This is a genomic window from Paenibacillus sp. Y859 (genome assembly GCF_056786405.1).
Window position 1 is genome coordinate 710,551 of record NZ_JBXCIZ010000002.1, and the last position, 23,982, is coordinate 734,532.

At 38.7% G+C, this 23,982-nt stretch carries 25 protein-coding genes and 3 pseudogenes; 22 read left to right on the plus strand and 6 right to left on the minus strand.

Going from position 1 to position 23,982, the window contains the following annotated elements:
• Window positions 1-2: 2 nt before the first annotated feature.
• From AC1TO8_RS08380 to AC1TO8_RS08450, 15 genes are all read left to right on the plus strand, one after another.
• Window positions 3-254 (plus strand): phosphopantetheine-binding protein, encoded by a 252-nt coding sequence (locus AC1TO8_RS08380; RefSeq protein ID WP_482055114.1) that lies wholly within the window; start codon window positions 3-5, stop codon window positions 252-254.
• Complete coding sequence (locus AC1TO8_RS08385; protein ID WP_482055115.1) at window positions 254-1,402, plus strand: acyl-CoA dehydrogenase family protein; 1,149 nt, start codon at window positions 254-256, stop codon at window positions 1,400-1,402. Before AC1TO8_RS08380 ends, AC1TO8_RS08385 begins: the two co-directional genes overlap by 1 nt.
• The gene (locus AC1TO8_RS08390) at window positions 1,399-2,358 is read left to right on the plus strand and encodes an ACP S-malonyltransferase (RefSeq protein ID WP_482055116.1); all 960 of its coding nucleotides are present in this window, start codon (window positions 1,399-1,401) and stop codon (window positions 2,356-2,358) included. Before AC1TO8_RS08385 ends, AC1TO8_RS08390 begins: the two co-directional genes overlap by 4 nt.
• A gap of 14 nt (window positions 2,359-2,372) precedes the next feature.
• Entirely contained in the window at window positions 2,373-3,680 is a 1,308-nt protein-coding gene (locus tag AC1TO8_RS08395; RefSeq protein ID WP_482055270.1) for an aspartate aminotransferase family protein, read from the plus strand.
• Between the two features lie 31 nt (window positions 3,681-3,711).
• On the plus strand, window positions 3,712-4,563 hold the full coding sequence (locus AC1TO8_RS08400; RefSeq protein ID WP_482055117.1) for a 3-hydroxyacyl-CoA dehydrogenase family protein: 852 nt from the start codon (window positions 3,712-3,714) through the stop codon (window positions 4,561-4,563).
• An 18-nt stretch (window positions 4,564-4,581) separates the two neighbouring features.
• Window positions 4,582-5,619: an HAD-IIIC family phosphatase gene (locus tag AC1TO8_RS08405; protein WP_482055271.1), complete on the plus strand. Its 1,038-nt coding sequence runs from the start codon at window positions 4,582-4,584 to the stop codon at window positions 5,617-5,619.
• A 24-nt stretch (window positions 5,620-5,643) separates the two neighbouring features.
• Window positions 5,644-5,901, plus strand: a complete 258-nt coding sequence (locus tag AC1TO8_RS08410) for an acyl carrier protein (RefSeq protein WP_482055118.1) — start codon at window positions 5,644-5,646, stop codon at window positions 5,899-5,901.
• Between the two features lie 3 nt (window positions 5,902-5,904).
• Window positions 5,905-6,735 (plus strand): hypothetical protein, encoded by an 831-nt coding sequence (locus AC1TO8_RS08415; protein WP_482055119.1) that lies wholly within the window; start codon window positions 5,905-5,907, stop codon window positions 6,733-6,735.
• A gap of 30 nt (window positions 6,736-6,765) precedes the next feature.
• Window positions 6,766-7,512: a thioesterase II family protein gene (locus AC1TO8_RS08420; protein ID WP_482055120.1), complete on the plus strand. Its 747-nt coding sequence runs from the start codon at window positions 6,766-6,768 to the stop codon at window positions 7,510-7,512.
• A 33-nt stretch (window positions 7,513-7,545) separates the two neighbouring features.
• Entirely contained in the window at window positions 7,546-9,885 is a 2,340-nt protein-coding gene (locus AC1TO8_RS08425) for an ABC transporter permease (RefSeq protein WP_482055121.1), read from the plus strand.
• Window positions 9,886-9,896: 11 nt separating this feature from the next.
• Entirely contained in the window at window positions 9,897-10,664 is a 768-nt protein-coding gene (locus tag AC1TO8_RS08430) for an ABC transporter ATP-binding protein (RefSeq protein WP_482055122.1), read from the plus strand.
• Between the two features lie 73 nt (window positions 10,665-10,737).
• On the plus strand, window positions 10,738-11,388 hold the full coding sequence (locus AC1TO8_RS08435) for a TetR/AcrR family transcriptional regulator (RefSeq protein ID WP_482055123.1): 651 nt from the start codon (window positions 10,738-10,740) through the stop codon (window positions 11,386-11,388).
• A gap of 54 nt (window positions 11,389-11,442) precedes the next feature.
• The gene (locus AC1TO8_RS08440) at window positions 11,443-12,744 is read left to right on the plus strand and encodes an MFS transporter (protein WP_482055124.1); all 1,302 of its coding nucleotides are present in this window, start codon (window positions 11,443-11,445) and stop codon (window positions 12,742-12,744) included.
• 400 nt (window positions 12,745-13,144) lie between these two features.
• The gene (locus AC1TO8_RS08445) at window positions 13,145-13,669 is read left to right on the plus strand and encodes a helix-turn-helix domain-containing protein (RefSeq protein ID WP_482055125.1); all 525 of its coding nucleotides are present in this window, start codon (window positions 13,145-13,147) and stop codon (window positions 13,667-13,669) included.
• A 266-nt stretch (window positions 13,670-13,935) separates the two neighbouring features.
• Window positions 13,936-14,853, plus strand: coding sequence for a helix-turn-helix domain-containing protein (locus AC1TO8_RS08450; RefSeq protein ID WP_482055126.1), 918 nt, complete (start codon window positions 13,936-13,938; stop codon window positions 14,851-14,853).
• 6 nt (window positions 14,854-14,859) lie between these two features.
• On the opposite strand, the gene AC1TO8_RS08455 is transcribed toward AC1TO8_RS08450, so the two are convergent.
• Window positions 14,860-15,435 carry a YbhB/YbcL family Raf kinase inhibitor-like protein gene (locus AC1TO8_RS08455; protein WP_482055127.1) on the minus strand — a complete coding sequence of 192 codons (576 nt, stop codon included), beginning with the start codon at window positions 15,433-15,435 and terminating at the stop codon, window positions 14,860-14,862.
• Between the two features lie 354 nt (window positions 15,436-15,789).
• Here AC1TO8_RS08455 and AC1TO8_RS08460 point away from each other — a divergent pair, with 354 nt between their 5' ends.
• Window positions 15,790-16,806: a VanZ family protein gene (locus AC1TO8_RS08460; RefSeq protein WP_482055128.1), complete on the plus strand. Its 1,017-nt coding sequence runs from the start codon at window positions 15,790-15,792 to the stop codon at window positions 16,804-16,806.
• Window positions 16,807-16,949: 143 nt separating this feature from the next.
• On the opposite strand, the gene AC1TO8_RS08465 is transcribed toward AC1TO8_RS08460, so the two are convergent.
• A complete protein-coding gene (locus AC1TO8_RS08465) occupies window positions 16,950-17,789 on the minus strand; it encodes a malate synthase (protein WP_482055129.1) in 840 nt (279 codons plus the stop codon).
• Between the two features lie 338 nt (window positions 17,790-18,127).
• On the opposite strand from AC1TO8_RS08465, the gene AC1TO8_RS08470 reads away from it, so the two are divergent.
• From AC1TO8_RS08470 to AC1TO8_RS08480, 3 genes and pseudogenes are all read left to right on the plus strand, one after another.
• Window positions 18,128-18,508 carry a DNA/RNA helicase domain-containing protein gene (locus tag AC1TO8_RS08470; protein WP_482055130.1) on the plus strand — a complete coding sequence of 127 codons (381 nt, stop codon included), beginning with the start codon at window positions 18,128-18,130 and terminating at the stop codon, window positions 18,506-18,508.
• Between the two features lie 115 nt (window positions 18,509-18,623).
• A complete protein-coding gene (locus AC1TO8_RS08475; protein WP_482055131.1) occupies window positions 18,624-18,857 on the plus strand; it encodes a hypothetical protein in 234 nt (77 codons plus the stop codon).
• Window positions 18,858-18,913: 56 nt separating this feature from the next.
• Window positions 18,914-19,096, plus strand: a pseudogene (locus tag AC1TO8_RS08480) (SF0329 family protein); the annotation flags it as partial.
• A 127-nt stretch (window positions 19,097-19,223) separates the two neighbouring features.
• On the opposite strand, the gene AC1TO8_RS08485 reads toward AC1TO8_RS08480, so the two are convergent.
• Window positions 19,224-20,165 carry an aldo/keto reductase gene (locus tag AC1TO8_RS08485; RefSeq protein WP_482055132.1) on the minus strand — a complete coding sequence of 314 codons (942 nt, stop codon included), beginning with the start codon at window positions 20,163-20,165 and terminating at the stop codon, window positions 19,224-19,226.
• An 11-nt stretch (window positions 20,166-20,176) separates the two neighbouring features.
• Window positions 20,177-20,338: a hypothetical protein gene (locus AC1TO8_RS08490; RefSeq protein WP_482055133.1), complete on the minus strand. Its 162-nt coding sequence runs from the start codon at window positions 20,336-20,338 to the stop codon at window positions 20,177-20,179.
• Here AC1TO8_RS08490 and AC1TO8_RS08495 point away from each other — a divergent pair.
• Window positions 20,310-20,642, plus strand: a pseudogene (locus tag AC1TO8_RS08495) (IS1595 family transposase); the annotation flags it as partial. The gene AC1TO8_RS08490 and the pseudogene AC1TO8_RS08495 overlap by 29 nt on opposite strands.
• Before the next feature lie 126 nt (window positions 20,643-20,768).
• Here AC1TO8_RS08495 and AC1TO8_RS08500 read toward each other — a convergent pair.
• A complete protein-coding gene (locus tag AC1TO8_RS08500) occupies window positions 20,769-20,984 on the minus strand; it encodes a hypothetical protein (protein WP_482055272.1) in 216 nt (71 codons plus the stop codon).
• Window positions 20,985-21,085: 101 nt separating this feature from the next.
• Between AC1TO8_RS08500 and AC1TO8_RS08505 the strand changes: the two are divergent.
• Together AC1TO8_RS08505 and AC1TO8_RS08510 are read left to right on the plus strand one after the other, a co-directional pair.
• Window positions 21,086-21,388 (plus strand): annotated as a pseudogene (locus AC1TO8_RS08505) (zinc ribbon domain-containing protein); the annotation flags it as partial.
• A gap of 196 nt (window positions 21,389-21,584) precedes the next feature.
• Window positions 21,585-21,749: a helix-turn-helix domain-containing protein gene (locus AC1TO8_RS08510; protein ID WP_482055134.1), complete on the plus strand. Its 165-nt coding sequence runs from the start codon at window positions 21,585-21,587 to the stop codon at window positions 21,747-21,749.
• Window positions 21,750-21,875: 126 nt separating this feature from the next.
• Here the strand turns inward: AC1TO8_RS08510 and AC1TO8_RS08515 are convergent, their stop codons facing one another.
• Window positions 21,876-23,762, minus strand: a complete 1,887-nt coding sequence (locus tag AC1TO8_RS08515) for a sugar-binding protein (protein ID WP_482055135.1) — start codon at window positions 23,760-23,762, stop codon at window positions 21,876-21,878.
• Between the last annotated feature and the right edge of the window lie 220 nt (window positions 23,763-23,982).

The following is a 23,982-nucleotide window of genomic DNA, read 5'->3' on the forward strand; positions in this document are numbered from 1 at the left end:
TTATGAACAGAGACGAAATTATGGAGCTCATGAAAACAGAAATTGCTGCTATCTTAGGGCAGGAACCTGATGATATCGATGAGAATGTGAACTTCTTGAAAATCGGTATCTCATCCATTCAGGCACTGAAAATTATTAACCGGGCGAGAAAAAACTTGGATATAGACATTAGTCCTGTTGCCTTGTTCGAATACAAAACGATATCTGAATTTGCAGGCTACCTTAGCGAATGTCTAAATGAAAAGGTGCTTTGATGAACGAAGAGACACAGACAGCAATTATTGCGGAAGCGGAGTCTTTTGTAAATGAAGAAATTCGTCCACATGTGAACGAGTTTGAAGAACAGGGAGGTATCCCTCATGAGCTGATTAAGAAAATGGCCTCTAAGGGGTACTTAGCAGCTTCTCTTCCCGAAGAATATGGAGGTTTGGGGTTGGATCCGGTCTATTACGGCTTGTTTACTGAGGTTTTTGGTAAGGCATGTACGGCTACAAGAAGTTTGATTACCGTACAAACTTCCCTTGTAAGTGAGACCCTATTACGATTTGGCTCGGAGAAGCAAAAAGAGACGTGGCTACCGCGATTAGCTAGCGGTGAAGTCATATCTGCTTTTGGATTATCTGAGCCGGATATTGGATCGGATGCAAAAAGCATCAAGACAGCTTGGCACGAAGAGGATGATTATTATGTTCTCAATGGGACTAAGAAATGGATCACTTTCGGTCATATAGCGGATGTCTTTATCATTATTGCCTCTAACAACGGTAAGAGCACAGCATTCTTAGTCGAGAGGTCATTTCCCGGTGTTCAGACGAAACGAATCGAAGGATTATTGGCTGCACGTGCAACCTATCTTGCGGAGATCCACCTTGATAACGTCAAGGTTCCTAAAAGTAATGTGCTCGGGAAATTGAATTTCGCTTTCGAGTATGTTGTCTCCGCTGCACTTGACCAAGGGCGTTACAGCATAGCTTGGGCGGGACTAGGAATTGCGCAGGAAGCATTGGATGCAATGGTTACTTACTCTCGAAGCCGTACACAATTTGATCAAAAAATAAGCAACTTTCAACTTATCAGGGGAATGATTGGGGACGCTGTAACTAAGTTACATGCTGCAAGGGCACTTTGCTTAAGAGCTGGTGAATTACGTAAGAAAAAGCATCCGGACGCTTCCATTGAAACGACGATATCTAAATATTTCACTTCTAAAGTAGCGGTGGATGTGGCCAATGATGCCCTACAGATCCACGGTGCAAATGGATTCACCAATCAATATCCGGTGGAAAGATTGTATCGGGAAGCCAAGGTTTTAGAGATTATTGAAGGATCATCTCAAATGCAGCAGGAGATTATTTCCCATTTCGGATTAAAAAAGTATAACAAAAGGAGTAAAAAGAAATGAGATTTGCGGTGTTATTCCCGGGGCAAGGCAGTCAGTACATTGGCATGTGCAAAGATCTGATTGAAAACTTCCCCGTTGCGACTGAGGTCTTTGAAGAGGCTAACAACAGCTTGGGTTTTGATATCCGTTCTTTAATCATGAATGGACGTCTGGAAGAATTAACACGTTCAGAAAATGCTCAACCGGCGGTTGTCACAGCAAGCTACGCCTTATATCGGGTCTTTAAAGATCAATTAGGACTGACGCCTTATTGTAGTGCAGGTCATAGTTTGGGTGAGATTTCGTCGCTTATTGTTGCAGGAGCGTTGTCTTTTTCTGAGGGTGTCACATACGCCAGACAAAGGGGTGCGATCATGCAGCATGCACTTGAAGAAAAAAAGGGCGGAGCCGGTATTGTGGTTGATCTGAATGATGAGGTTCTGAACAACATCATTGATTCAATTCAGCCGAATGATTATGTGACTATATCAGGCTATAATTCCCCCAAACAATTTATTGTCGCCGGTTATCCAAGTGCGCTTCGGTCTTTGGAAAAGGAAGTAGATAAATATGGAGGGCAATTTATTCCTTTTCGGATGATGCCTATGAAAGCAGATGCTCCTTATCACACTGCTTTGATGACTTATCTAAAACCCGAGTTGGAAGAAGCCCTACAAAACCTCAAGTTCGGGCCGACAAGCTTTGATCTATGGTCGACTGTAACTGGTAAAACCATTGAATCGGCAGAATGCATTCCAGACATACTCAGCAATCAATTAGTCCTACCTGTCCAGTGGAATCAGGTTCTCTCAAGCATGCGAGATTCAGGAGTAGAGTTATTCATAGATATCGGACCGCAGCCCATTATAAGGAACCTTGTGAAAGAGAATCCTGAGCTGCCGCTCTGTATAGCGTTTGATGATGAAGAAGACCGGAAGAAACTTTATGGAATCTTGAATAAGGAGGTCATCCATTGATAACACCAACCAGTATGAAACATTACAACCACCGAGTGAAGGAACTTCTGCCAGGAGGTGTGCACTATAATTTCCATCTACCTTGGGAGGAAACTCCAATTCACTTTGTGAAAGCAAATGAAAGTCGGGTTTGGGATATGAATGGTGAAGAATACCTGGATTTGTATGCGAGATTCGGTGCACTGATCGTTGGTCACGGAAATAAGGAATACAATGAGAGCCTTAAAGAAACCATTGATAGAGTTCTCTCTGTGAGTCACTGTGATATGGATGCCGAAGCCTTGGAATTGATCGCAAAATATATCCCATCTGCTGAAATGATTCGTTTTGGACTATCGGGAACTGAAATCGTACAAAATGCCCTTCGGTTAGCGAGGGCTTGGACTGGCAAAAACCGTTTTGTCAGATTTGAAGGTCATTATCACGGAAACGCAGACAATATTATGGGCGGGCGAGTTCCTAGAACCGGAGAACCGATACCTTCTGATTATTTCGGAGATCTAAAAGGAACTGCTGGACGAGCCAAGGATTCACTTGAAAGCCAGTCATACCTATTGCCATGGAACGATGCTGGCCTTTTGGAAGAGCTTTTTATCAATAACGGGGATGAGATCGCAGCAGTGATTACTGAACCGGTTTGTGTAAATGGAGGAGGGGTAATGCCAGCTCCCGGCTATCTGAAAAAAATGAGAGAATTATGCGATAAATATAATGTTGTGCTCATTTTCGATGAAATTATCACCGGGTTTCGAATGGGATTAGGCGGGGCGCAGGAAGAATTCGATGTGATTCCAGACTTGACCACATTGGGTAAAGCAATCGCTGGAGGAGGGGTTCCTGTTTCAGCACTGGTCGGTAAAAAAGAGATTATGCAGCTATTGGTAGACAAGAAAGTCATTCATGCTGGAACCTTTAATGGCTATCCATTAGGCACAGCAGCAGTCAAAACAACCCTTGAAATCCTAAGCAGAAATAATGGATTAGCTATGACGCAAATGAATACAAAAATGACTATGATCCACGACATTTTAAAAACTGAGGCTGAAGCTGTAGGGCTTCCGCTTGTGATTCAGGGTCCTCCTGCTTGCGCATCTTATCATTGCTGTCATGATATTATTCAAACCACTGCAGATTACACTTTTGAAATCATGTCGCTAGATATTATTTTACATAATAACCTATCTAAGAACGGTATCCTTGTCTCATCCATCTCCCGATTATATCCTAATATTTCACTTAACATGAATGATGTGAATTGGTTTCGTGAGAGAGTGGGCAAGGCATTGTTGGATACAAAAGAGATATATGATGAGCTAATTTAACCAAAGAATCATCAGAATGGAGAAAACGCAGATGCAAAAGCAAACAATTGCTATTATTGGCGCTGGAGTCATGGGGTGTGCCACTGCACTGGAAGCATCAAGACATGGGTATGACGTCATTCTGAAGGATATATCTGTTAGCGCTCTGGAAAATGCCCCAAGAATAATTAAACAGGAATATCGTTCAGCTTGTCTATTCAATAAGGAGTATTCCACTGTGAATTTGGATACGATCCTCAAACGGATTACATTCCAAGATGATTACTCCAACATTGGGAATGCCGAAATTGTTATCGAAAATATTAGTGAAAATTTGCAAGAAAAGACTTCAGAATATAAGAGATTAACTGAAATTTGCAAGAAGGATACACTTTTTGCACTTAACACAAGCTGTATATCTATTACAAAACTTGCCTCCTTTTTGCCGGACCCAACAAAAGTGATTGGCATTCATCTGATGAACCCTGTGCCCCTTAAGGAAATGGTTGAAGTAGTGAGAGGCTATCATACCTCAGATCAAACTAAGGAAGAAGTAGTCCTTTTCTTAAAAAGCATGGGGAAAAGTTCTATTGTCATTGGTGATTTACCGGGGTTTGTATCGAATCGCCTTTCGCACCTGTTCATGAATGAGGCCGCTTTTATCGTGCAGGATGGAATTGCTACCGCTGAACAAGTAGATAACATTATCAAACAAGGTTTCAATCATAAAATGGGACCTCTAGAAACGGCCGATTTAATTGGACTGGATACAGTTGTCCATTCACTAGATGTTTTGTACAACAGCTATCATGACCCCAAGTATAGATGCTGTCCATTATTGCAAAAAATGGTGGACGCAGGTCAATGGGGGCGGAAAAGTAGAAAGGGTTTCTATGAATATTGAAGTAGAAAGGGCATGTATATGGATGAATATAAGGAGATTAAATGTGTAGTTTGGGATTTAGATAACACGTTATGGGATGGCGTCCTCATAGAATCCAATGATGTGCAGCTAAAGCCTGAAATTATCAATATCATCAGAACACTGGATGAGCGGGGAATCCTTAACTCTATTTCGAGTAAAAATGACTATGATCTAGCCATGTCAAAGCTTGAAGAATTTGGTTTGAATGATTACTTTCTATATCCAGAGATTCATTGGAATGCAAAGTCCTTTTCATTGGAACAAATTCAGAAAAATATAAATTTTGGAATGGATGCCATTCTCTTTGTGGATGATCAAGAATTCGAACTTGAGGAGGTGAAAAATGTACATCCTTTGATAAATCTGCTTAATTCAAGCGAATACCTGACACTTCTAACGAATCCTCGCTTAAATCCAAGGTTTATAACCGTGGATTCGGCACGTAGGCGAAAAATGTATCAAGTTGACTACAAAAGAAAACAAGCGGAAAGCGAATACCAAGGACCCTCAGATGCCTTTTTAGCATCACTCAATATGAAATTCTCAATCTACGCTGCTGAACAAGATGATTTGATGCGGTCAGAAGAACTTACCATAAGAACGAATCAGTTGAATGCCACTGGAAAAACGTTTAGTTACGATGAATTAAATAGGTTGATGTTGTCTGATGATCATCAACTACTTGTCTGTGAATTAGAAGATAAATATGGAACCTATGGGAAAATCGGGTTGGCCTTAATCCATATGCAAGATGAATATTGGAGACTTGAGATGATGCTGATGTCATGTAGGGTTATTTCAAGGGGAGTGGGTACCGTTCTTCTCACCCATATTATGAAGGAAGCCAAAAATCAAAACAAAGTTTTACTAGCAGATTTTCGGGATACGGGACGTAACCGGATGATGAATGTGAGCTTCCGATTTGCCGGTTTTCGTGAAAAGAACTCGGATGGGAATGGTAATTATGTCTTGGAGCATGATTTGAACAACATCATGAATTTTCCTGATTATATAGACATTTGCATCAATGAATAAATTTTATTTTCCAGGGAGGGTTTTATGAATTATCGAGAAGAAATCAGGAGGTTTATTGGTGAGAACCTATCCATTGACGATGACGAAGTTGTATTTTCAGATGATGACAATTATTTTGAACTCAGATTTGTGAATTCCCTTTTTGCCATGAGATTAGTAGATTTTGTGGAACAGAGGTTTGGGATTGAGATTGAAAATGATGAATTAGATCTCAAGAACTTCAGCACGATAAACAATCTTACAGCTTTGATGAATAAGAAACTATTAATAAAGGAGAATTAGTCGATGAAAAGTAATAATAAGTATCTGTACTTGTATTTGGGTATTTCCTTTGCCGTATGTTGGGGAATAGCCATATCCTTTATTGTCTTTGAAGATTTCCTCGTTCCAATTACCGGTGAACTTACCTTAATGCATCCGATTGCCATTATCGCTTTGTATTCACCGTCAATTGCTGGAATTATTACCTATTATGTTATGGGTGGGTCCGAAGCCTTAAAAGGATTATTCTCCAAACTCATACCTAGAAAGAAAGATCTGGTCTGGTTTCCTATCATTTTGGGTATTTTTATACTCTTTGGATTGACGATGCATTATGGTTCCTTGCTATTTGGATTACCTGTCCCGGATATCACCTTCACTGTTCCAGAAATGTTTATAGCGGCCTTGGTAAATTTCATTAAAGAAACAGGGTTGATCGGTGGAGTTTTCGGATGGATCGGTTTTTTATTACCGTTCTTACAAGGTAAATTTAAGAATAATATTACAAGTGCGTTGCTAACAGGTTTTCTATTTGGACTATGGGTTCTACCGGGTTACATTATATCTTCGTTCGGAACATCGACATCCTACTTATATTATGTTGTGCAGTTGATGGCTTTTGTTGTATTCCAAAGTTATATTTTTAACGCAACAAAAGGGAACCTTCTGTTCTATCTATTTGCCTTCTGGCTTGCTGCGACAGGAAGTCAAATCCAACTATACTTCTTCAATCCTGATGTACAAAAGTTGCAGATCGCCTACTTTATTATTGCGGCTATTGTAATACACTTTATATTTAAGAAAAAGAAAGTCGCTCAGCCGTTACAGGTTTTCCCTGATTTTTTAAAAGCGTAAGTTGCAAAATCTGATTATTCAGGAGGATCTATGATAACTGAAATATTTCAACAATTGAGACCGGGAGAGGGGAAGTGGCAGATTATCTGCTTCCCCTACCTAGGAGGTTATGCAAATTCCTATCTAGGCTTGGCAAATGCTTTGGACGAGGAATTTGAAGTCTGGTCGTTAAATCCGCCAGGGCATGGATTAAGCACAAGTGAACCTGTGCAGGATATTGGAATTCTTTTGGATATGTATTACAAAGAATTGCAAGCCATAATCAAACCTCATAGTATCTTTTTAGGTCATAGTATGGGGGGGATTATCGCCTACTTTTTAGCGCAACGTCTGCTGAATTCCGGTGAATATACAACAAATTCTCTCCAGTTAGTATTATCCGCTTGCAATACGCCTTGTGAATTTAAGGGGACTAATTATTTTGATTTATCCAACGATAAGCTCATCGATCATCTTATTTCTTATGATGGAATTCCGGAGGAACTCATTCATGAGAAAAGCTTGCTAGCATATTTCCTACCGGTTATTCGTGCCGATTTCAGAGTATTGGAGACAGCTTCGAACCTTGAATTTAAGCCATTACATATTCCTGTCTTCTTTTTATGGGGTGAAAATGACAAAGTAGTCCCAATGGATTCGGTCATCTTGTGGATGAAGTATTTTAGTAATGAGATCAAGCTAATCCCAATTGAGGGTGGGACCCACATGTTTATTTCCACGAAAGCAAAGGTTGTTGCAGAACATCTTGCTAATATTGTACTTCGACAGACTGTATAAATTCGAACTAATGAAAGGAATAATGGTGACTGGATGTTATTAAACATGCTAAAAAAAGATTTCTCCAGAAAAAAGGGCATAACGATTGCATTGTTTATTTTTATTTTGTTATCAGCTTTACTTGTCTCGGCGGGTTCAAGCATGATTATGGAGTTATCCAATTCTTTGAATAATCTATTTACGGCATCGAAAGCTCCGCATTTCGTCCAGATGCATTCCGGAGAACTAAATCAGTCGGAAATTGATGACTGGGCTTCTAAGAATGACCTTGTGAAAGATCAGCAGACTGTAGAAATGATCAATATAGATGGATCCAATCTATATTTGGGTAACGATGCTGAGTCAGAGAAGAATAGTATTATGGATCTTGATTTTGTCCAGCAGAACTCATCATTTGATTTGCTACTTAACCTGGAAAGCCAAGTTCTCCAAGTTTCAGAAGGTGGAATTGCAGTTCCCATTTACTATAAGCAGCAAAAAAATATGAATATTGGAGACAAAGTCAAAATTACCTCACAATCATTTGACATGGAATTCACAGTGATGGACTTTGTCAGGGATGTCCAGATGAACCCCTCCATCATTCATTCGAAGCGTTTTGTAGTACATAAAGACGATTTCGAGAGGCTGAAAAGTAATGTCGGTGAAATTGAATACCTGATTGAATTTCAATTAAATGATTTAAGCAAGCTTAGCGAATTTAGCAATGCGTACCAATCCTCCAACTTACCCAAGAAGGGGCCTGCTATTGACTACAGTTTGTTCAAGACTTTAAATTCAATTACAGATGGTGCTGTAGCGGCGGTTGTTATATTTGTAAGTATTCTTCTCAATGTTATAGCCATTCTGTGCATAAGATTTACAATTTTGGCCACAATCGAAGAAGATTACAGAGAAATTGGAGTTATGAAGGCGATTGGAATAAGTCAAAGTTATATTAAAAAAATGTACCTGACTAAGTATGTTGTTATGGCAGGATCAGCATCTGTAATCGGATTTCTGGCCTCCATATTTCTAAACCGCTTGTTCACCGCTAATATTATGCTTTATATAGGAACAGCACCGAAGAGTGTCTTTCAACACCTGATTTCCTTTATTGCTGTAGTTTTGATCTTTTTGATGGTGGTCTTATTTTGTAGCTTAGTACTCAGACGCTTCAATAAGATAACAGCAATAGCAGCTTTGCGATCTGGAAATATCGGAGATACACAGGTTAAGACGAGTTTTCTGCCTTTACACAAAAGCAAGTTTGTTAATATTCCAATATTCCTTGGGATAAAGGATGTCTTTCAAAGATATAAGATGTTTAGATTACTATTGATCGTTTTCTTAGTGAGTTCATTCATCATCATCATTCCTGTGAACTTCCTGAACACGATCCAGTCGCCGAGTTTCATTTCTTATATGGGGATAGGGCAAAGTGACATCAGGATAGATTTGCGTGTGACAGATAATATCGTTGAAAGATATGAGGAAATGAATGCTTATATCAAGAACGATAAAGATGTTGAGAAGTTTTCTCCATTGGTCACCAGTCAGTTTAAGATAATAAATAATGAAGGTGCTCTAGATAACATCAGTATCGAAACTGGAGACTTTTCTATTTTCCCTCTGGATTATGTGAATGGGAATGCCCCGACAAGCGACAATGAAATTGCTCTCTCCTATGCTAACGGCAAAGACATGGAAAAGAATACGGGCGATCAGCTTCTACTAGTAATCAACGGAGCAGAAAAGAAAATGGTGGTTAGCGGTATTTACCAAGACGTGACCAATGGGGGCCGAACAGCCAAAGCACTTATGCCGTTCAATGCGGATACTGTACTTTGGTATGTAGTAAGCTTAGATGTATCTGATCATATCGACATCAAGGAAAAAATTGCTGAATATGAACAGGCATTCTACCCGGCCAAAGTCACCCATCTTCAGGGGTATTTAGACCAAACCTTAGGGAATACAATTGATCAGCTCAAATTAATTACAGTTCTGGCTATTATGATTGCTATCTTTATATCCATCCTAATAACATCCTTGTTCATAAAAATGTTGGTGGCCAAAGATTACGCTCAAATAGCTATTCTTAAAAGTATTGGTTTTTCCTTAAAAGATATCCGAATAAAATATGTAACCATGGCGTTATTGGTACTTAATGTCGGAATCATCCTGGGTACAATTATTTCAAACACGATCGGGCAAAAAATTGTGAGTATTATTCTTTCCTTCTTTGGTGCATCACAAATTAAATTTGTTATTGATCCTGTTCAAGCCTACCTTATTAGCCCGCTTGTTCTAATGATTGTTGTGACAATTACAACATTAATCAGCATCGTATCAATAAAAAAATCCAGTATCTCTGAGATGATTGTAGAATAAGGAGGAAATCAATGAATAACATATTAGAGTCCAAGGAACTGAATAAAACCTATGTTGTTAATAATAAGACTGAGCATAACATCCTTAAAAATGTGAATCTGCAAATCAAAAAGAGTGAATTCGTATCTGTGATGGGTCCCTCAGGTTCAGGGAAATCTACATTGCTTTACAATATTAGCGGAATGGACAATGTGACTTCAGGAAGTGTCCTTTTTAATGGGCGTGAAATCTCAGTTCTTTCCGAGAATGAATTGGCCAAATTACGTCTGAATAAAATGGGATTTATTTTTCAGCACATCTATCTGTTAAAGAATCTGAGCATTTTTGACAATATCATCCTGTCAGCATATATGTCGAAGGTTAGCAGTCGGGAAAAGATCAATCAAAGAGCCGTCCGATTAATGAAGCAGACTGGAATTTCTGAGCTTGCCAATAATGATATTACCCAGGCTTCGGGCGGACAGCTTCAGAGAGTAGCCATTTGCAGAGCGCTTATTAATAATCCTGATATTGTGTTTGGTGATGAACCGACAGGTGCCTTGAATTCCAAGTCGGCTACTGAAATCATGGAAATTCTGGCAGATATCAACGACTCGGGCACAACAATTATGATTGTGACTCATGATGTTAAAGTTGCAGCCAAAACAGAACGTATTCTCTTCATGCTGGACGGTAATATAGTTGCCGAGCAACAACTAGGGAAATACTCTAAAGAGAAAAATGATATTAAAGCGAGAGAAAATAAACTTTCGAGATGGCTAATGGAAATGGGCTTATAAAATAAATAATAGAAGGAACAATTTTGACCGTTTGTAGACCGGGGGTCGGTCTACAAACGATGGAGGTATGCTAATGAGGGTTTTAAAAAGGCCTGAAGAACGTAGAAATGAAATTCTGGATGCTGCTGAGCTTCTCTTTGGAATAAAGGGCTTTTCAAAAACGACAGTAAATGACATTCTGCGAAGGATTGGAATCGCCAAGGGTACCTTTTACTACTATTTTCAATCCAAAGAAGAAGTCATGAACGCAATTGTAATGCGTTATATGAACATTGGGTTGGCAGATGCAAAATCTATCGCCGCAAATCCAAAACTTAATTCTCATGAAAAAATTTATAGAATAATTATGGCGCAAAATCAGGACAGCAGTCGGAAGAACCATATTATTGAACAGCTACACCGGGTAGATAATGCCGAGATGCATCAGAAAAGTTTAGTTGAAACCATCTTGTTGCTGACTCCGATTTTGGCTGTTGTTGTTGAACAAGGAATAAAGGAGGGAACGTTCAATACACCTGCCCCAAAGGAAGTGGTTGAGTTTTTATTAGTATCTTCTCAATTTTTGCTGGATACAGGTCTATTCCAATGGGAGCCTGTGGAAATCATCAAAAAAGCAAAGGCTTTTGCTTTTATTATCGAAACTACGTTAGGGGCGGAAAAGGGTAGCTTCAGTTATATACCCGAAATGTATGAGCAGATGCTGAAAGATCAAATTGAATCGTGAGGATCGTTGTCATTTCAGAAGTGCTTTCAGAAATAGAAAGGAAGTGAGAAAAAAATGAAGGTTGTAAATAATAAATCGTTTAAGAAGTTTCTTGTTGTTTGGATGGGCCAGATGGTATCGTCTATCGGGGTTGGTTTGACAGCCTTTTCTCTGGGGGTTTATGCTTTTGAGAAAACACATACTGCCACAAGTGTAGCTCTAATTACGCTTTTTTCCTTCCTGCCATCCATTTTATTAAGACCTGTTGGTGGTGTATTAACCGATCGATATGATCGACGGGCTATGATGATTCTTGGTGATCTAGGTTCTGCTTTAGGGCTTCTATTCATTTTGATTGTAATGTTGACAGGAGATATTCAGCTCTGGCAAATATATATTGGTGTGACGATCAGTTCCATTTTTGCTGGCTTACAAAGTCCGGCTTACAAAGCTTCAGCTACAGATTTATTAACGGAGGAACAATTTTCAAAGGGAAGCGGTTTGGTACAACTGGCCGAATCAGCTAAATTCCTATTTTCCCCGATCATAGCTGGATTCTTACTTAGCATTACGAAGATAGAGAATATTCTTATTATTAATATTTCTACGTTTGTAGTTGCTATATTTGCAGTTTTGGTCGTTAAAAAGAATTTACAGACAGTATCTAAAGAATCTGCAAATCAAAATTTCCTAACAGATTTAAAAGAGGGGTGGAATGCGATTTCCTCTACAAAGGGGATATTGCTTCTTGTAACTATTGTCTCAATTATTACTTTTTATCTCGGTTTTTTGCAGACTTTGATCGGACCCATGATACTGTCGTTTTCAGATGCGAGAACACTTGGAACCTTTCAGTCTATTAGTGCTATAGGGATGATAATAAGCAGTCTAGTTATCGGCATATTTAGCGTTAGCAAGAGGTATTCCCGCATGCTTGTACTGGGGATGGTTCTCGCTGGATTATCCTTTTCGTTGTTGGGGCTAACAACCAACCTTTACTTTATAATAGGGGCTGGATTCTTATTCCTATCAGCACTGCCATTCATCAATACCAGCGCTGATGTGTTGGTTCGGCAGAATATTTCTAATGAAAAACAAGGCAGGGTTTGGGGCATTATCGGGATACTTTCACAGCTTGGTTTTGTTGCCGCATACAGTGTATCGGGTTTCCTAGCAGACCATGTATTTAATCCATTATTAATCGATGGGGGACTTCTTGCCCCTAGCATCGGGGAAATTATCGGTACAGGCCCCGGTAGAGGGATTGGTCTATTATTTATCATTGCGGGGGTTTTAGTGATGATATTAGCTGGTATTACCTCTAGAATTAAATCAATCAAAAACTTGGAGAATAGTAGATTTCCTCAATCTGAGTAATCTGACTTCCAGTCGAGAAAATTACGAGGTCGAAGGTTGCGAACATGATCTCAATGATCACACCAGAAGAATGCTTTGTCGAAGAACTCTCAAAGCTTGCGAAGAACAATTGGGTAGGTATAAATCATAAACTATGAGACCTCTTCATTAATGGGAGGTTTTTTCGTGTACATCCGTGAATAGTGTTGTAGAACTCGATGGATTTTTAGAGTTTTTTGATCTCGATATCTTTTCGCAAAAACAAATTTATCATTTTCCGAAAGAAGACTTCCACCTCAATGAATGTGAAGGGCGAAGCTCAGTGAGTAGGTGGGAGATGAATTTCGGTTGGCGATAGCCAAATACTTCCTTCGTATGATATAATAGAACGAATGTTCTCGATATGATGGAGGTATGACTCATGTTAGTACATAAAGCATACAAATTTCGTATCTATCCAAACAGAAAACAAGCAGAACTCATACATAAGACCATCGGTTGTTCAAGGTTCGTCTTCAACTTTTTCCTTACCAAACAGAAAGAAAAAGATGCCTATTGGTACATCGTTGAAGAAATGAGACAGAATGGCCAATTACCATCAAACAACTGGAAAGGTACCTTTTTCAATAAATATGAGTCTGTCAAAGCTGTGCGTGAATTAAAAAAATACTATTCTTTTCTTAAAGAAGTAGATAGTATTTCCCTTCAAAAATCGGTTGAAAACTTAAGCGATTCATTCCAACGCTATTACAAAAAGCAAAACAAACAACCACGTTTTAAATCAAAAAAGAATCCTGTTCAATCTTATACAACCAAGTATACGAATGGAAATATAGGTATCATAGAAAATCGCATGAAGTTGCCTAAACTTGGATGTGTTCGCTTTGCCAAAAGTCGTGAAGTCGAAGGTCGCATATTGAGTGCCACTATCAGATGTAATCCATAACCGACCGTTAGGTTGGTGTTCGTAGGAATCTCCCACTTCAACCAGACCATCAATAGATTTCTCAAGGTCTGTTGCGCCAACCGCAAGATAAACGGTGTCTATCCGGCTTAGCATCATAGCTATATCACTTCCTTGGATTGGTCCGGAGATTTACCTTTCTCCTTTTGGGATCGAATGAAGTGGATCGATTTCATTACACGGCTTGATGCGGTGGCGTTGTTAGCAAGGGATAATGTGCAGGATTTATAGGGGGAGGTGGTGAGAGCATGGAACTATTGACAAGAAGTTATGATAAAGAAAGGAATAGAATTGTGTATTTATGTATAAATAGACAAGACGACTTGTTTACATATATAAATGATCCTATGACATGTAAAATAGCATTAATATATAAGGAAAACATAGTGGTGTTTTGTAATAAGAAAAAGATAAATGTTACTGCTCCCGCACTTTTATTCTTAAACCATGAAGATGAAATTGAATATGAGAAAAGTAATATTTTGGATTGTGATGTTATCTATTTCAGACCTGAAGTCATTAGTGATGCTTTACAATATTACGTGCTAAAAGGTGAAACTGATGATACTAATAGTATAACAACGTTGCAGGATCGCTATCTATTAAATGCTTTTTATGAGTTTGGGAAAATGGTTACAAAAGTATTGCCATTAAATCCAGGCTCTTTACTTATCGTACAAAGTTTATTTAATCATATTGAGAGAGAATTGATTGAGCAGCAAGATGGATTTTGGCCATGCAGAAGCCGATCGTATTTTTTGGAACTTCTATTTTTTATAGATAGGAATTATCAAACTGAGTTAATGGAAAAGACCCTTTCTATTGAGTTGACAGCTCAGAAAGAGTCTTTTGAACTGGTTCAAAAGGTTATTACATATATGAATGAAAACATAAGTGAAGAGATTACTCTTGGTGAATTAACAAAGAGGTTCGGTATGAATAGGAACAGTTTAAATGAAATTTTTGTTAAAACAATTAATAAAACGGCCATACAGTATCTTTTGCAGATGCGACTTAAGCTGTCCACGTTATTATTAAAGAATACCGAGATTCCAATAGAAGAAGTAGCATATCGAGTTGGATTTAAGGATGCCAGTTATTTTTCAAAAACATTTAAGTCAACATATAGCTCCACTCCGTTACAATACAGGAAAGGATTTCTATGAGGGACTTTATTTTACTGCTTCTCCAACTGTTACAGTGCCGATAACGCTACCTTTTCCGATGATATTGCCTTGTTTATCTCCTGTTGTATCGAGTTTTTCTTCAATGGTTTGAAAATTAGGATTGCTAGAGTTAAAGAAACCAGCATAGTTGTCGGGAGCAGCTTTTAAAGCGTATACAATGATCTCGTATTCGTGGATACCGCTGGGGGGATATGGACCTACATAATCGCTATCCTCTATCTTAACTCCAAGCTCTAGATTTGTTCCCTCTACATTATGTGCTTTCCAATGAAGCCAATTACCGGCAGATATATCTATCATATAAACAGCATATAATTTCGCTCCATCTACTTCACTCCAACTTATCTGCGGGGAGAGGTTGGAACCTGCTGGTTTAGCATTTGTGCTATTTATGGTCGTTATCCATTTGCCATCTTCCGTCAAGGATTCAGATGATACATCGATTGTTACAATTTCAGATATGTTTTCATTTAAAGCAACCTCTGCATCGGTATTTTGGTTATTGTTACATCCACTTAGGCAAAGTGTTAAAAGCAAGATCGTTGTTAATACATACTTCATTTCATATTTCCCCCTATTTTCATAATATTAGCTTACAAGTATATCTAAGAAATATGTTATCAGAAATGCTAAATTTATAAATGAACTTTTTGCAGTAATAATATAAAAATCTGCACAAAGTAGTTGATGTTCTTATGAATAATTGAGATGTGACAGTACTTCACAAAGTATAGAGAACGAATGATCAGGAGCGCAATTTCAATAACAAGGACGATCACCATCACAATGAGAAGGGCAAGCAATCATTAGTGAAAATTAAGAGATAATTAACAAATATTTAATCTTTGTTCTCTAAAATGGTATCATAAGTATTTGTACATGAGGCAGCCGTTTTGTAGAAGAAAGGATGTAATTATGTATCAAGGAAAATTACGTAAAATCACGATAATACTGTTAGCATTATATACCGTTTTGATGCTCTATTTTTTGTATATAGGTTTCAACAGAGCTTCTTTTCTTCAAGACTCTAACATGCGGTATAATCTAATACCTAGAGGGATTCCTTTACACTTTCCAATTGGATGGAACTTCCAATCAAGGTTTTTTGAGTTGGGTAATTTTGTAACATTTATACCTTTTGGGATGTTCATCCCACTTCTGTTTCGTTGTAATTTCATTCGTTTTATTACCTTGTTTATTCTGTCTATTACGATTATTGAAATCTTACAAATGCTCTCTCGTTTAGGATCCTTTGATATTGACGATATCATAATTAATACACTAGGGGCGGCGGTAGGATTTTGGGCACAGCGGTTAGTGCACCGTGATCGAGATAAATTTAAAGGGATTTTTCGAATCATGCTGATAGCGATTGTAATTTCAATTGGTACGTTTACTGTTGTTGGTGGCATCAATAATTATTTAGAAAAGGGGGGCGGAGAAATCGTTGCCCTGCATGAAATTGCTTTAGAAGAGGGGTCTGTATTGTGGGATGAAAGACTTTCCAGTTTTTCGGCAGGTCTAACAAAGGTTGATCCGCAAATAAATGTTTACAGTAGAAAAAACACGAAGACCAATAAGTTTTCGTATGTTTTAAACGGCGGGTATGCCAATATGGCAGGATATGTCGCGATACCAGACGATGTTGTCAGTACAGTAAACGGGAGAAGTGAAATCTCATTTATCGCAGATGGAACAGAAATTTATTCAATTGGTTATGGGATACTGAATTTACCAGGCGGCAACGGGAGAATTCAGCGTGACTCATTTCAAATTCCTCTACAGGGAGTAAATGAACTCGCCATAAAAATAACGAGCGATGATTCAAATCCGATTACAAATGTCGTGTTGTGGGACGTTACGCTTACAGAAATGAACATTGGACAAAAGATTATTAATAGTATTAAAGAAAAATTAAGATCGTTATTCTAATGGTAAAAAGTGAAACCCAGCCGGACATCTTTAGATGATTGAGACAGCTTTCATAGTTTGGGGAAAAAAATAAGAGACGGTTTGTATGCTTTGTCTCATGATGAGATGAAGCATACGGACCGTCTCTAAATGTCATCTGAGTATTATTGATTTAAAGCTCCTTGCGCCTTTGGGATATTATCCATGTCAAGTAGATTTATGTGACAGAAGTATTCCAGGAAGTTTTTAGCTTCTTCGATTTCATCTTCATCTGTTCTTAATGCTATGATATCTTTTAAGATTTGAGCAGTCCAAATGTTATCGAAGTAACGATATTTACCAGAATTCCAGGTCAAGCGTTGAGGAAAGTTTTTATTGATATAATAATTCCAGAAAAGCATATTTGCAGCTTCTTGATCTGTGAGCTTAATTCTAAATTCCATATGGGCGGGGACCATTTCATCATGGCTAAGATCGCCGAAAAACGTTTCGTTTACCATGTAGAGGCCGAGAATACGTCTTTCTGTTTCTGGTTGATTCGATTCTCTTGCAGTCAGAAGACATGCACTGTTCGGAAGCAAACGAGCTACTCTATTTGGTTGGCCTTTATTTTTTCCGTTTTGAACCTTGCCAGTAGACGCTCGCCAGTCGGTAAATACATTTTGTTGTTCCTCTTCATCCAGCGACAAAACAATTTGTGAGCTCTCATGAATTTTAAGGTTTTTGAGTTTTTCTCTACGCTGCTGTTCAAGCGCCTGCAACGCCTTTACTTCTTCAACTTTTCTTTCAAGTGCTTCTTTTCTTATTTCCTCATTGGCAATGATTTTCTGCAAAGATTTCGAGGTATTCCGGTCATTTAGTTTGATAAACTTTTCAAAGGCATCAGGGTAAACGAATTTTTTAATATAATCATTAAAAACAACAGTGATGACAGACTCATTTTGATCCACAATACTTCCAATACCAAAGACTTTATGAGTTATTTCTTCATTGAGTAAGTTCACTGACACATTCTCCTCGTATATATATTTAGGTATTAATTAACACCTATTTTTTCTGGCTAGCTTGTTTTCAATAGATGAAATGGAGTGAGAAAATGGTTTCTCACATCAAAAAAACCGCAATCAAAATCTGTCATAAAGAAGTTGCGTACGATTATCCTAGTCTTATTTAAATATTCATATAATTATATATTACCATATATTCTAATATATTTCCAATATTGAATTGACAACAGTTATTTTTTTATCGTATAATGGAATATTTCGATGTGAAACCATCATCTTTGTCTGCCATCGGCACTCAAGGATGTCGGCTCATTTCCCAGCAAGGAGGTGACGCCATGACAGGGTACGAAGCGCATCGTCTGAATGCAAAGTCGATAGGTGCAAAGTTAGTCGAGATGAAGCTAGATTCGCAATTTAGATGTAATGGCTCGGATGGATATCTAGCTTGGATCGATGATGTACTGAATATTCGAAGTACGGCGAATGCGGATAGCTATGATTTTGAATATGATACTCAGATCTACGATGATCCTAATCAGATGAGAGATGAAATTTATCATCCTTGTATTAAAGATAGGAAGCCGTGGAAGTGCATATCAAAACTGACTAAACAACCTCCCTTTATTCTAGTGGGAGGTTGCTTTATATGTAGATTGCTTGCTGAGATTCTTGTTCAATTAAATATAAAAGTTACACTTGATCGGCTGATCTGCTGAATGTGACATGTTTCCGCATACGGTGCATGTGGAGTGCGTGGTAGTAATATATTGCGAGGGACATTGAAATGTAAATGATTCAACAAGGTCTGCTGAGAAAGCAGGCTTTTCTTTTATGAACTATCCTAAAGAGTTAATAGTTAAAATGGAAGAAGCTGAATTTATTTACGACACCAGCATAGGCAATGTGTTGAATGGTAATCATGAAGAAGAAAAGCAGTACGTTTTAAAGATTTTGGATTTCTGTACCATAACTTCGAAAGAATTCGTTACATTGATGATTTCGGAAAATTTTGCAATGATGGATAAGAGAATCCCGAAACCTCAAGTTCCTTTCCATATCTCTTAACAATTCAAAGTCGTAAACATTTTTAGAAAAAGTACCCCATCCAAAAAAATGATAGAGATGACTTTAGAATTTGTTATATTGCGGTAGATAAAAAGAACATACTCAATATGAGTGATATTACTACCTTAATCAAATGGTATCTGACGGATCTGGAAATTAAGAATGATTCAGATATCCAAATTCCTATCAACAATGAAGAAATTGAAGCGGTCAGAGAAGATACTAAGGGGATCGTTCCTATTTTTATGAACTACGGCTTAGTACGTTATGAAAATAAATAACTCATTCACCTCCAATCGGGAGGCATTGTTTCGGAAATTGATACTGGAGATAAGAATTCAGTTGACGGTGAGTATATTATATCAATTATTGTTGTTGATCTGCTGTTAGATCGAGCCAGTCCATTTCTGCCTTCGTTAATTTAGTTATTGCGCCTTCGTTGCAAGATGACAGCTCCGCTTCACTGCGTGCTCCAATCAATGCACAAGTTGGAAATGGCTGATTTATCACATAGGCAAGAGCAATTTGTATAGCAGTCAGACCTTTTTGTTCCCCAAGCTGCTTGGCTCTTCTTAGACGCTCCCAATTAGCATCACTATAAAATACACGGACCAAATCGGCATTTTCTCGATTTTCTGGTGTGAACAGACCTGTAAAAAAGCCTCTAGCTTGCGAGGACCATGATAGTAAAGGCATTTGAACTTCTTCATGCCACTTACAGGTTTCTTCATCTGTGGAAACACAACCTTGCCAGAACGGCTCATTTGTTTTGGCAAGACTTAAGTTAGGGCTGTTGAAAGTAAAACCAGTTAAGCCCGCACGTTTGGCATAGTCATTGGCTTCTTGTATGCGCTGCCAAGTCCAATTCGAAGTACCAATCGCTTGCACTGTGCCAGCCTCAATATATTCATTTAATGCATCAATAATATGTTCTACGGGTGTATTGGGATCATCACGGTGCAGAGCGTAGAGATCAATGTAGTTTGTTCGTAATCTTTCCAAGCTAAGTGAAAGCTCATAGGCAATATCTTGTTTAGCTAATCGTGGCCCATGTTGATCATGATGCGCACCTTTGGTCAAGATGACTAATTCATCCCTATTTCCTCGGTCCTCTAAATATTTACCAATCACTTCTTCACTTTGACCACCGCAATATACATGTGCAGTATCCAAAGAATTACCACCAATTGCAATAAAAGCATCCATATTGTTGCGCACAAGCTCATAGCTGTCATGGACAAAATAATCAGTACCCTTCATCAATCGTGAGACTGGCTTACGGCATCCTGCAATGTGTATATATTCCATAGTAAACACCCCTATACGTTAAGTTCTATTCTCGTTCTTGTCGTAGCCGATGCGATACAAGCATCAATAATCTTCATATTGTAAACCGGATCTACCGCAGCAAAGGGGAGTGGCTTCCCTTGAAGAACTGCTTGCGCAAAGGCATCTGCTTTGCTATGTACGGATACAGCCACGAACTACAAGAAGTTCGCCAAAATAAAGGAACTCAAGCACGAAACGGTAAATGAACGTCAAGAACAACGTGTTAAGAAGGGGATTTATCACATCCAACACGTCAACAACTTCCACAATCATTTAAAGGCTTGGATGGCACGTTTTCAAGGAGTTGCCACTAAGTACCTTGACAACTACCTTTACTGCTTCCGTTGGCTTGACCTTGGCAAGAATTTATCATTTGAAAATCGGGTAGAGCAAATGCTTATTTCAGCGTGCCAAAAATCCAATCACAATACAGTTCAAATGTTGAGAAGTGCATAGTGTTGAAATATAAGAAAAGGATAGCACTTGCTATCCCGTTAAAGATTTCGAATTACATTTTTCAGAGTTTACGTTATAAATCCATTTTTCATTACTTTGTTATTCAAATAACATTATCATCAGAAATTATATCCCATATCTCAGAAGGAAGAAACTTCCTACCCATAGGAAAATTGCTATTTGTGTGATTAGGTACATTGCAAATTCAAAAGTTGTAAGTTTTCTTTCTCGCTTAACTTTCTTTAACTGTCTAACATAAAAGAATGAACATAAAAGTAGTATTGCTATCGAAAGTCCATATATGTTTTCTAAGACACTTATCAAAACAATATCCTCCTCTATAAATATCAATTGTCGCCCAACTCGAAATACTTAATATCATTATATACGAATAATCTTAAAAGGACATTTTGTAAAAAACAATAATATTTACGAAAACAGCCATTCTTAAAAATCACAAACTGGCTAAAGCCATCAGCGACGTATCATGGTCACAAATCAAGAGTATGATTGAATACAAAGCGAAATGGTCGGGAAAACAAGTCGTTACCGTTGCTAGAAACTTTCCTTCCAGCCAGCTCTGCTCAAGTTGTGGCTACAAAAACATAGATGTTAAAAATCTCAGACTACGTGAATGGGACTGCCCAGAGTGCCATACCCATCATCAAAGAGATATTAACGCAGGAATCAATCTTAAAAATGAAGCCATCAGGCTTCTAACCGTTGGAATGACGGGGATCGCCTAATTAAAAACGAACCGTTAGGTTGGTGTTCTTAGGAATCTCCCACTTCAAACAGACCGTAAGGTCGGTTAAGTGGTGAGTGGTTCTATGAGCAAGCTATTCCTTTAACGGAGCGGAAGCAAGGGGGAAGTAATAAAAAGATATTGGATTTTCTTCCTAATATGCAATCTTCTGCTACCGAACCTTTTCTGCTCGAATATTGGTCAAGCAATGGCTACTGGAGCGCCGTGATAGCTCTATCGGTCAAATCGCGAATGAAGCGGGCTACCCAAGTGTCAGTTATTTCAATAAAAGGTTTATGGAATATGAGAAGATAACCCCCACAACCTATAGAGAGCTTTATGCGATGACGATAGAAACCTAATCTACGCCAATAATGAGGAATAAACGAAACATGAATAGTTGTTTAAATGGGGATTGCTTTTTTTTCGCAGAAGCTCAGGACAATTGGCCCTGAGCTTCTACGTTAAGCATAAGCGATGTCGGTTGCTTAGTTACTGAACAGGTCAGGCAAAATATCGTAAATGTACTGGTTCTGCCAATTCCATGCATGTGTACCGCCGTCAGCTACGAGGAAATAGAAATTCCCCTTCTTCGTATCCGAAGAATAGATGAAGACATCTTTTAATTGCTTCATCTCATCGATCTGAGGCTTTAAGTTTGGATATGCAATATCCAAGTTGCCGGTAGCACTGAAGATGTAATAGTCCTGTGGCTTATATCCGGACTTTCTTGCAACATTCGCAAGGTATTCCGCCGTTTTCGCCGGCTGGAGGTCGCCACCTCGCTGTTCGATTATCCAGCTGTCGCCGCTTAACGGGATATAATATTTGAAATAGTCTAAGGCATGGATAAAGGTATACCATGTAGTCACCGAACCCATGGAGAATCCGCCGAATGCCCGATGCTCTCGAGATGCTTTCAAATCTTCCAAACTTCCGGATTTGGCATAGGTATTGTACTTCTTTTCCACCAACGGAACAATGGTGTCGAGCAGTTCCTCGTGGAAGAGAGCGACATCATTTTTACCGTCATTGACAGTAGGAGTCACTACGATTAGCGGTTCTATGTCGCCTTTGGCAACCATATTGTCCAAGATTTTCTTCATTTCTTTGCTCTGGCCGGGTCCGCCGAAGATGAGATCCTCGTTCTCGCCGCCGCCATGCATCAGATAGAGAACATTGTATTTCTTATTCGTAGCAGAAGCCTCATAACCAGGAGGAAGATAAACGTTCAATTTTTTGTCGTCCATTCCATTCTCTAAATTAGGCGTTTTGTAATGCAAGCTTTCAATTGTTCCCGGTTTGTCGTTCTCCATTCGATATTCATCCGGAACCGGCTTGAAGTATTTCTCATTCGCCGCTTCTTCCGTCATCTCTAACTTACTAATTGCAACTTTTATCGCAGCAAATTGTCCGTCAATTTGTTTCTGGGTGACTTTATGGCCATTGAGCACGCTTTCAATTACAACTTTAGTAATAGCATCCGTTACGATATTGGCATTGTTATAAAGCTTGAAATCTAGCTTCAGCGTACTATTGATCAATTTCAATAGATCATACGGATTTAATCCGCTAACGTCATCCTTTGCCTTTCCGGCAAACAAAACTTCGCCGAATTTCGTCGGATCGTTCCATGTAGTGCCCGTTGCATCAAACACATTAAGGGTACCAGCTCGATCCGTTCCTAAGGCATCGTTAATCTGCAATTCAATTCCGAGTACAGTTCCGTTTTTCGGTTTTGTCTTCAGAGCAATTCTCGATTCGATAACATATCCGTCTTTCACTTTTCTCGCTTCCGTATAATACAGGTTGGCATCTCCGTTGTCCACAGACAGCGCATTCTCATAATTAACGCGGAAATGCAGGTCATCCGCGCCATATTCTTTTGTCTTGTCGTTGTTCTCGTCTAGGAATATTTCCACTGAATCTTGCATGTACGGTGTTCCGGATTGGACGGATAAGTTTTTATCTTTGACTTCTGCAAGAATATAAAGCGCGCGGTCATCCCATAACGCTTTGAACGTAGCCGATGTATCGATATTGCCGGATACATGCATAGGTAAGACCGGCTGCGCATTATTCCATAGAGGATCAACATTTCCGTCAATGGTTGGTGAACCGAAATAGGCTACCATTCTTCCATGGGAATCCAAACCATTCTTATCAACGGATATTTTGCCAGGGTCTGATTTCACAGGTGCCTCCTTAACTATGATTTTTGCTGTGATGACTTCCTTCTGTTTGAATGCCGGTTTGGACTTGGCTGTAGCTGCAGAGACGTCAGGCATTGGACCGAGAAAATTCATGAATACCAAGGATACAATAATTAACATCATCATAATGGGTTGCAACAACCTTGTTCCATTCTTCAACATGTTCTCCTCCTTTTAAATTCGAGAGTCAGTGCGTCTGTCACGCACCGGGTCCTCTCACCGCTCTTCAGAATCCCAAATTATCTTCCTACGAACAACATTAGATTGGCATCTTGCTTTCAATAATCACAACCTTTCCTATTAGCATTTTCGTTTTAGCTTACGTGTGAATCGTAACGGCAGCTGTTTAAAAAGTCAATATTGTTTTAGCGGTGAAATGCTA

Coding starts and splice junctions, on each gene's coding strand:
- AC1TO8_RS08380 (WP_482055114.1), top strand. CDS start 3: ATGAACAGAGACGAAATTATGGAGCTCATGAAAACAGAAATTGCTGCT.
- AC1TO8_RS08385 (WP_482055115.1), top strand. CDS start 254: ATGAACGAAGAGACACAGACAGCAATTATTGCGGAAGCGGAGTCTTTT.
- AC1TO8_RS08390 (WP_482055116.1), top strand. CDS start 1,399: ATGAGATTTGCGGTGTTATTCCCGGGGCAAGGCAGTCAGTACATTGGC.
- AC1TO8_RS08395 (WP_482055270.1), top strand. CDS start 2,373: ATGAAACATTACAACCACCGAGTGAAGGAACTTCTGCCAGGAGGTGTG.
- AC1TO8_RS08400 (WP_482055117.1), top strand. CDS start 3,712: ATGCAAAAGCAAACAATTGCTATTATTGGCGCTGGAGTCATGGGGTGT.
- AC1TO8_RS08405 (WP_482055271.1), top strand. CDS start 4,582: ATGGATGAATATAAGGAGATTAAATGTGTAGTTTGGGATTTAGATAAC.
- AC1TO8_RS08410 (WP_482055118.1), top strand. CDS start 5,644: ATGAATTATCGAGAAGAAATCAGGAGGTTTATTGGTGAGAACCTATCC.
- AC1TO8_RS08415 (WP_482055119.1), top strand. CDS start 5,905: ATGAAAAGTAATAATAAGTATCTGTACTTGTATTTGGGTATTTCCTTT.
- AC1TO8_RS08420 (WP_482055120.1), top strand. CDS start 6,766: ATGATAACTGAAATATTTCAACAATTGAGACCGGGAGAGGGGAAGTGG.
- AC1TO8_RS08425 (WP_482055121.1), top strand. CDS start 7,546: ATGTTATTAAACATGCTAAAAAAAGATTTCTCCAGAAAAAAGGGCATA.
- AC1TO8_RS08430 (WP_482055122.1), top strand. CDS start 9,897: ATGAATAACATATTAGAGTCCAAGGAACTGAATAAAACCTATGTTGTT.
- AC1TO8_RS08435 (WP_482055123.1), top strand. CDS start 10,738: ATGAGGGTTTTAAAAAGGCCTGAAGAACGTAGAAATGAAATTCTGGAT.
- AC1TO8_RS08440 (WP_482055124.1), top strand. CDS start 11,443: ATGAAGGTTGTAAATAATAAATCGTTTAAGAAGTTTCTTGTTGTTTGG.
- AC1TO8_RS08445 (WP_482055125.1), top strand. CDS start 13,145: ATGTTAGTACATAAAGCATACAAATTTCGTATCTATCCAAACAGAAAA.
- AC1TO8_RS08450 (WP_482055126.1), top strand. CDS start 13,936: ATGGAACTATTGACAAGAAGTTATGATAAAGAAAGGAATAGAATTGTG.
- AC1TO8_RS08455 (WP_482055127.1), bottom strand. CDS start 15,435: ATGAAGTATGTATTAACAACGATCTTGCTTTTAACACTTTGCCTAAGT.
- AC1TO8_RS08460 (WP_482055128.1), top strand. CDS start 15,790: ATGTATCAAGGAAAATTACGTAAAATCACGATAATACTGTTAGCATTA.
- AC1TO8_RS08470 (WP_482055130.1), top strand. CDS start 18,128: ATGACAGGGTACGAAGCGCATCGTCTGAATGCAAAGTCGATAGGTGCA.
- AC1TO8_RS08475 (WP_482055131.1), top strand. CDS start 18,624: ATGAACTATCCTAAAGAGTTAATAGTTAAAATGGAAGAAGCTGAATTT.
- AC1TO8_RS08485 (WP_482055132.1), bottom strand. CDS start 20,165: ATGGAATATATACACATTGCAGGATGCCGTAAGCCAGTCTCACGATTG.
- AC1TO8_RS08515 (WP_482055135.1), bottom strand. CDS start 23,762: ATGTTGAAGAATGGAACAAGGTTGTTGCAACCCATTATGATGATGTTA.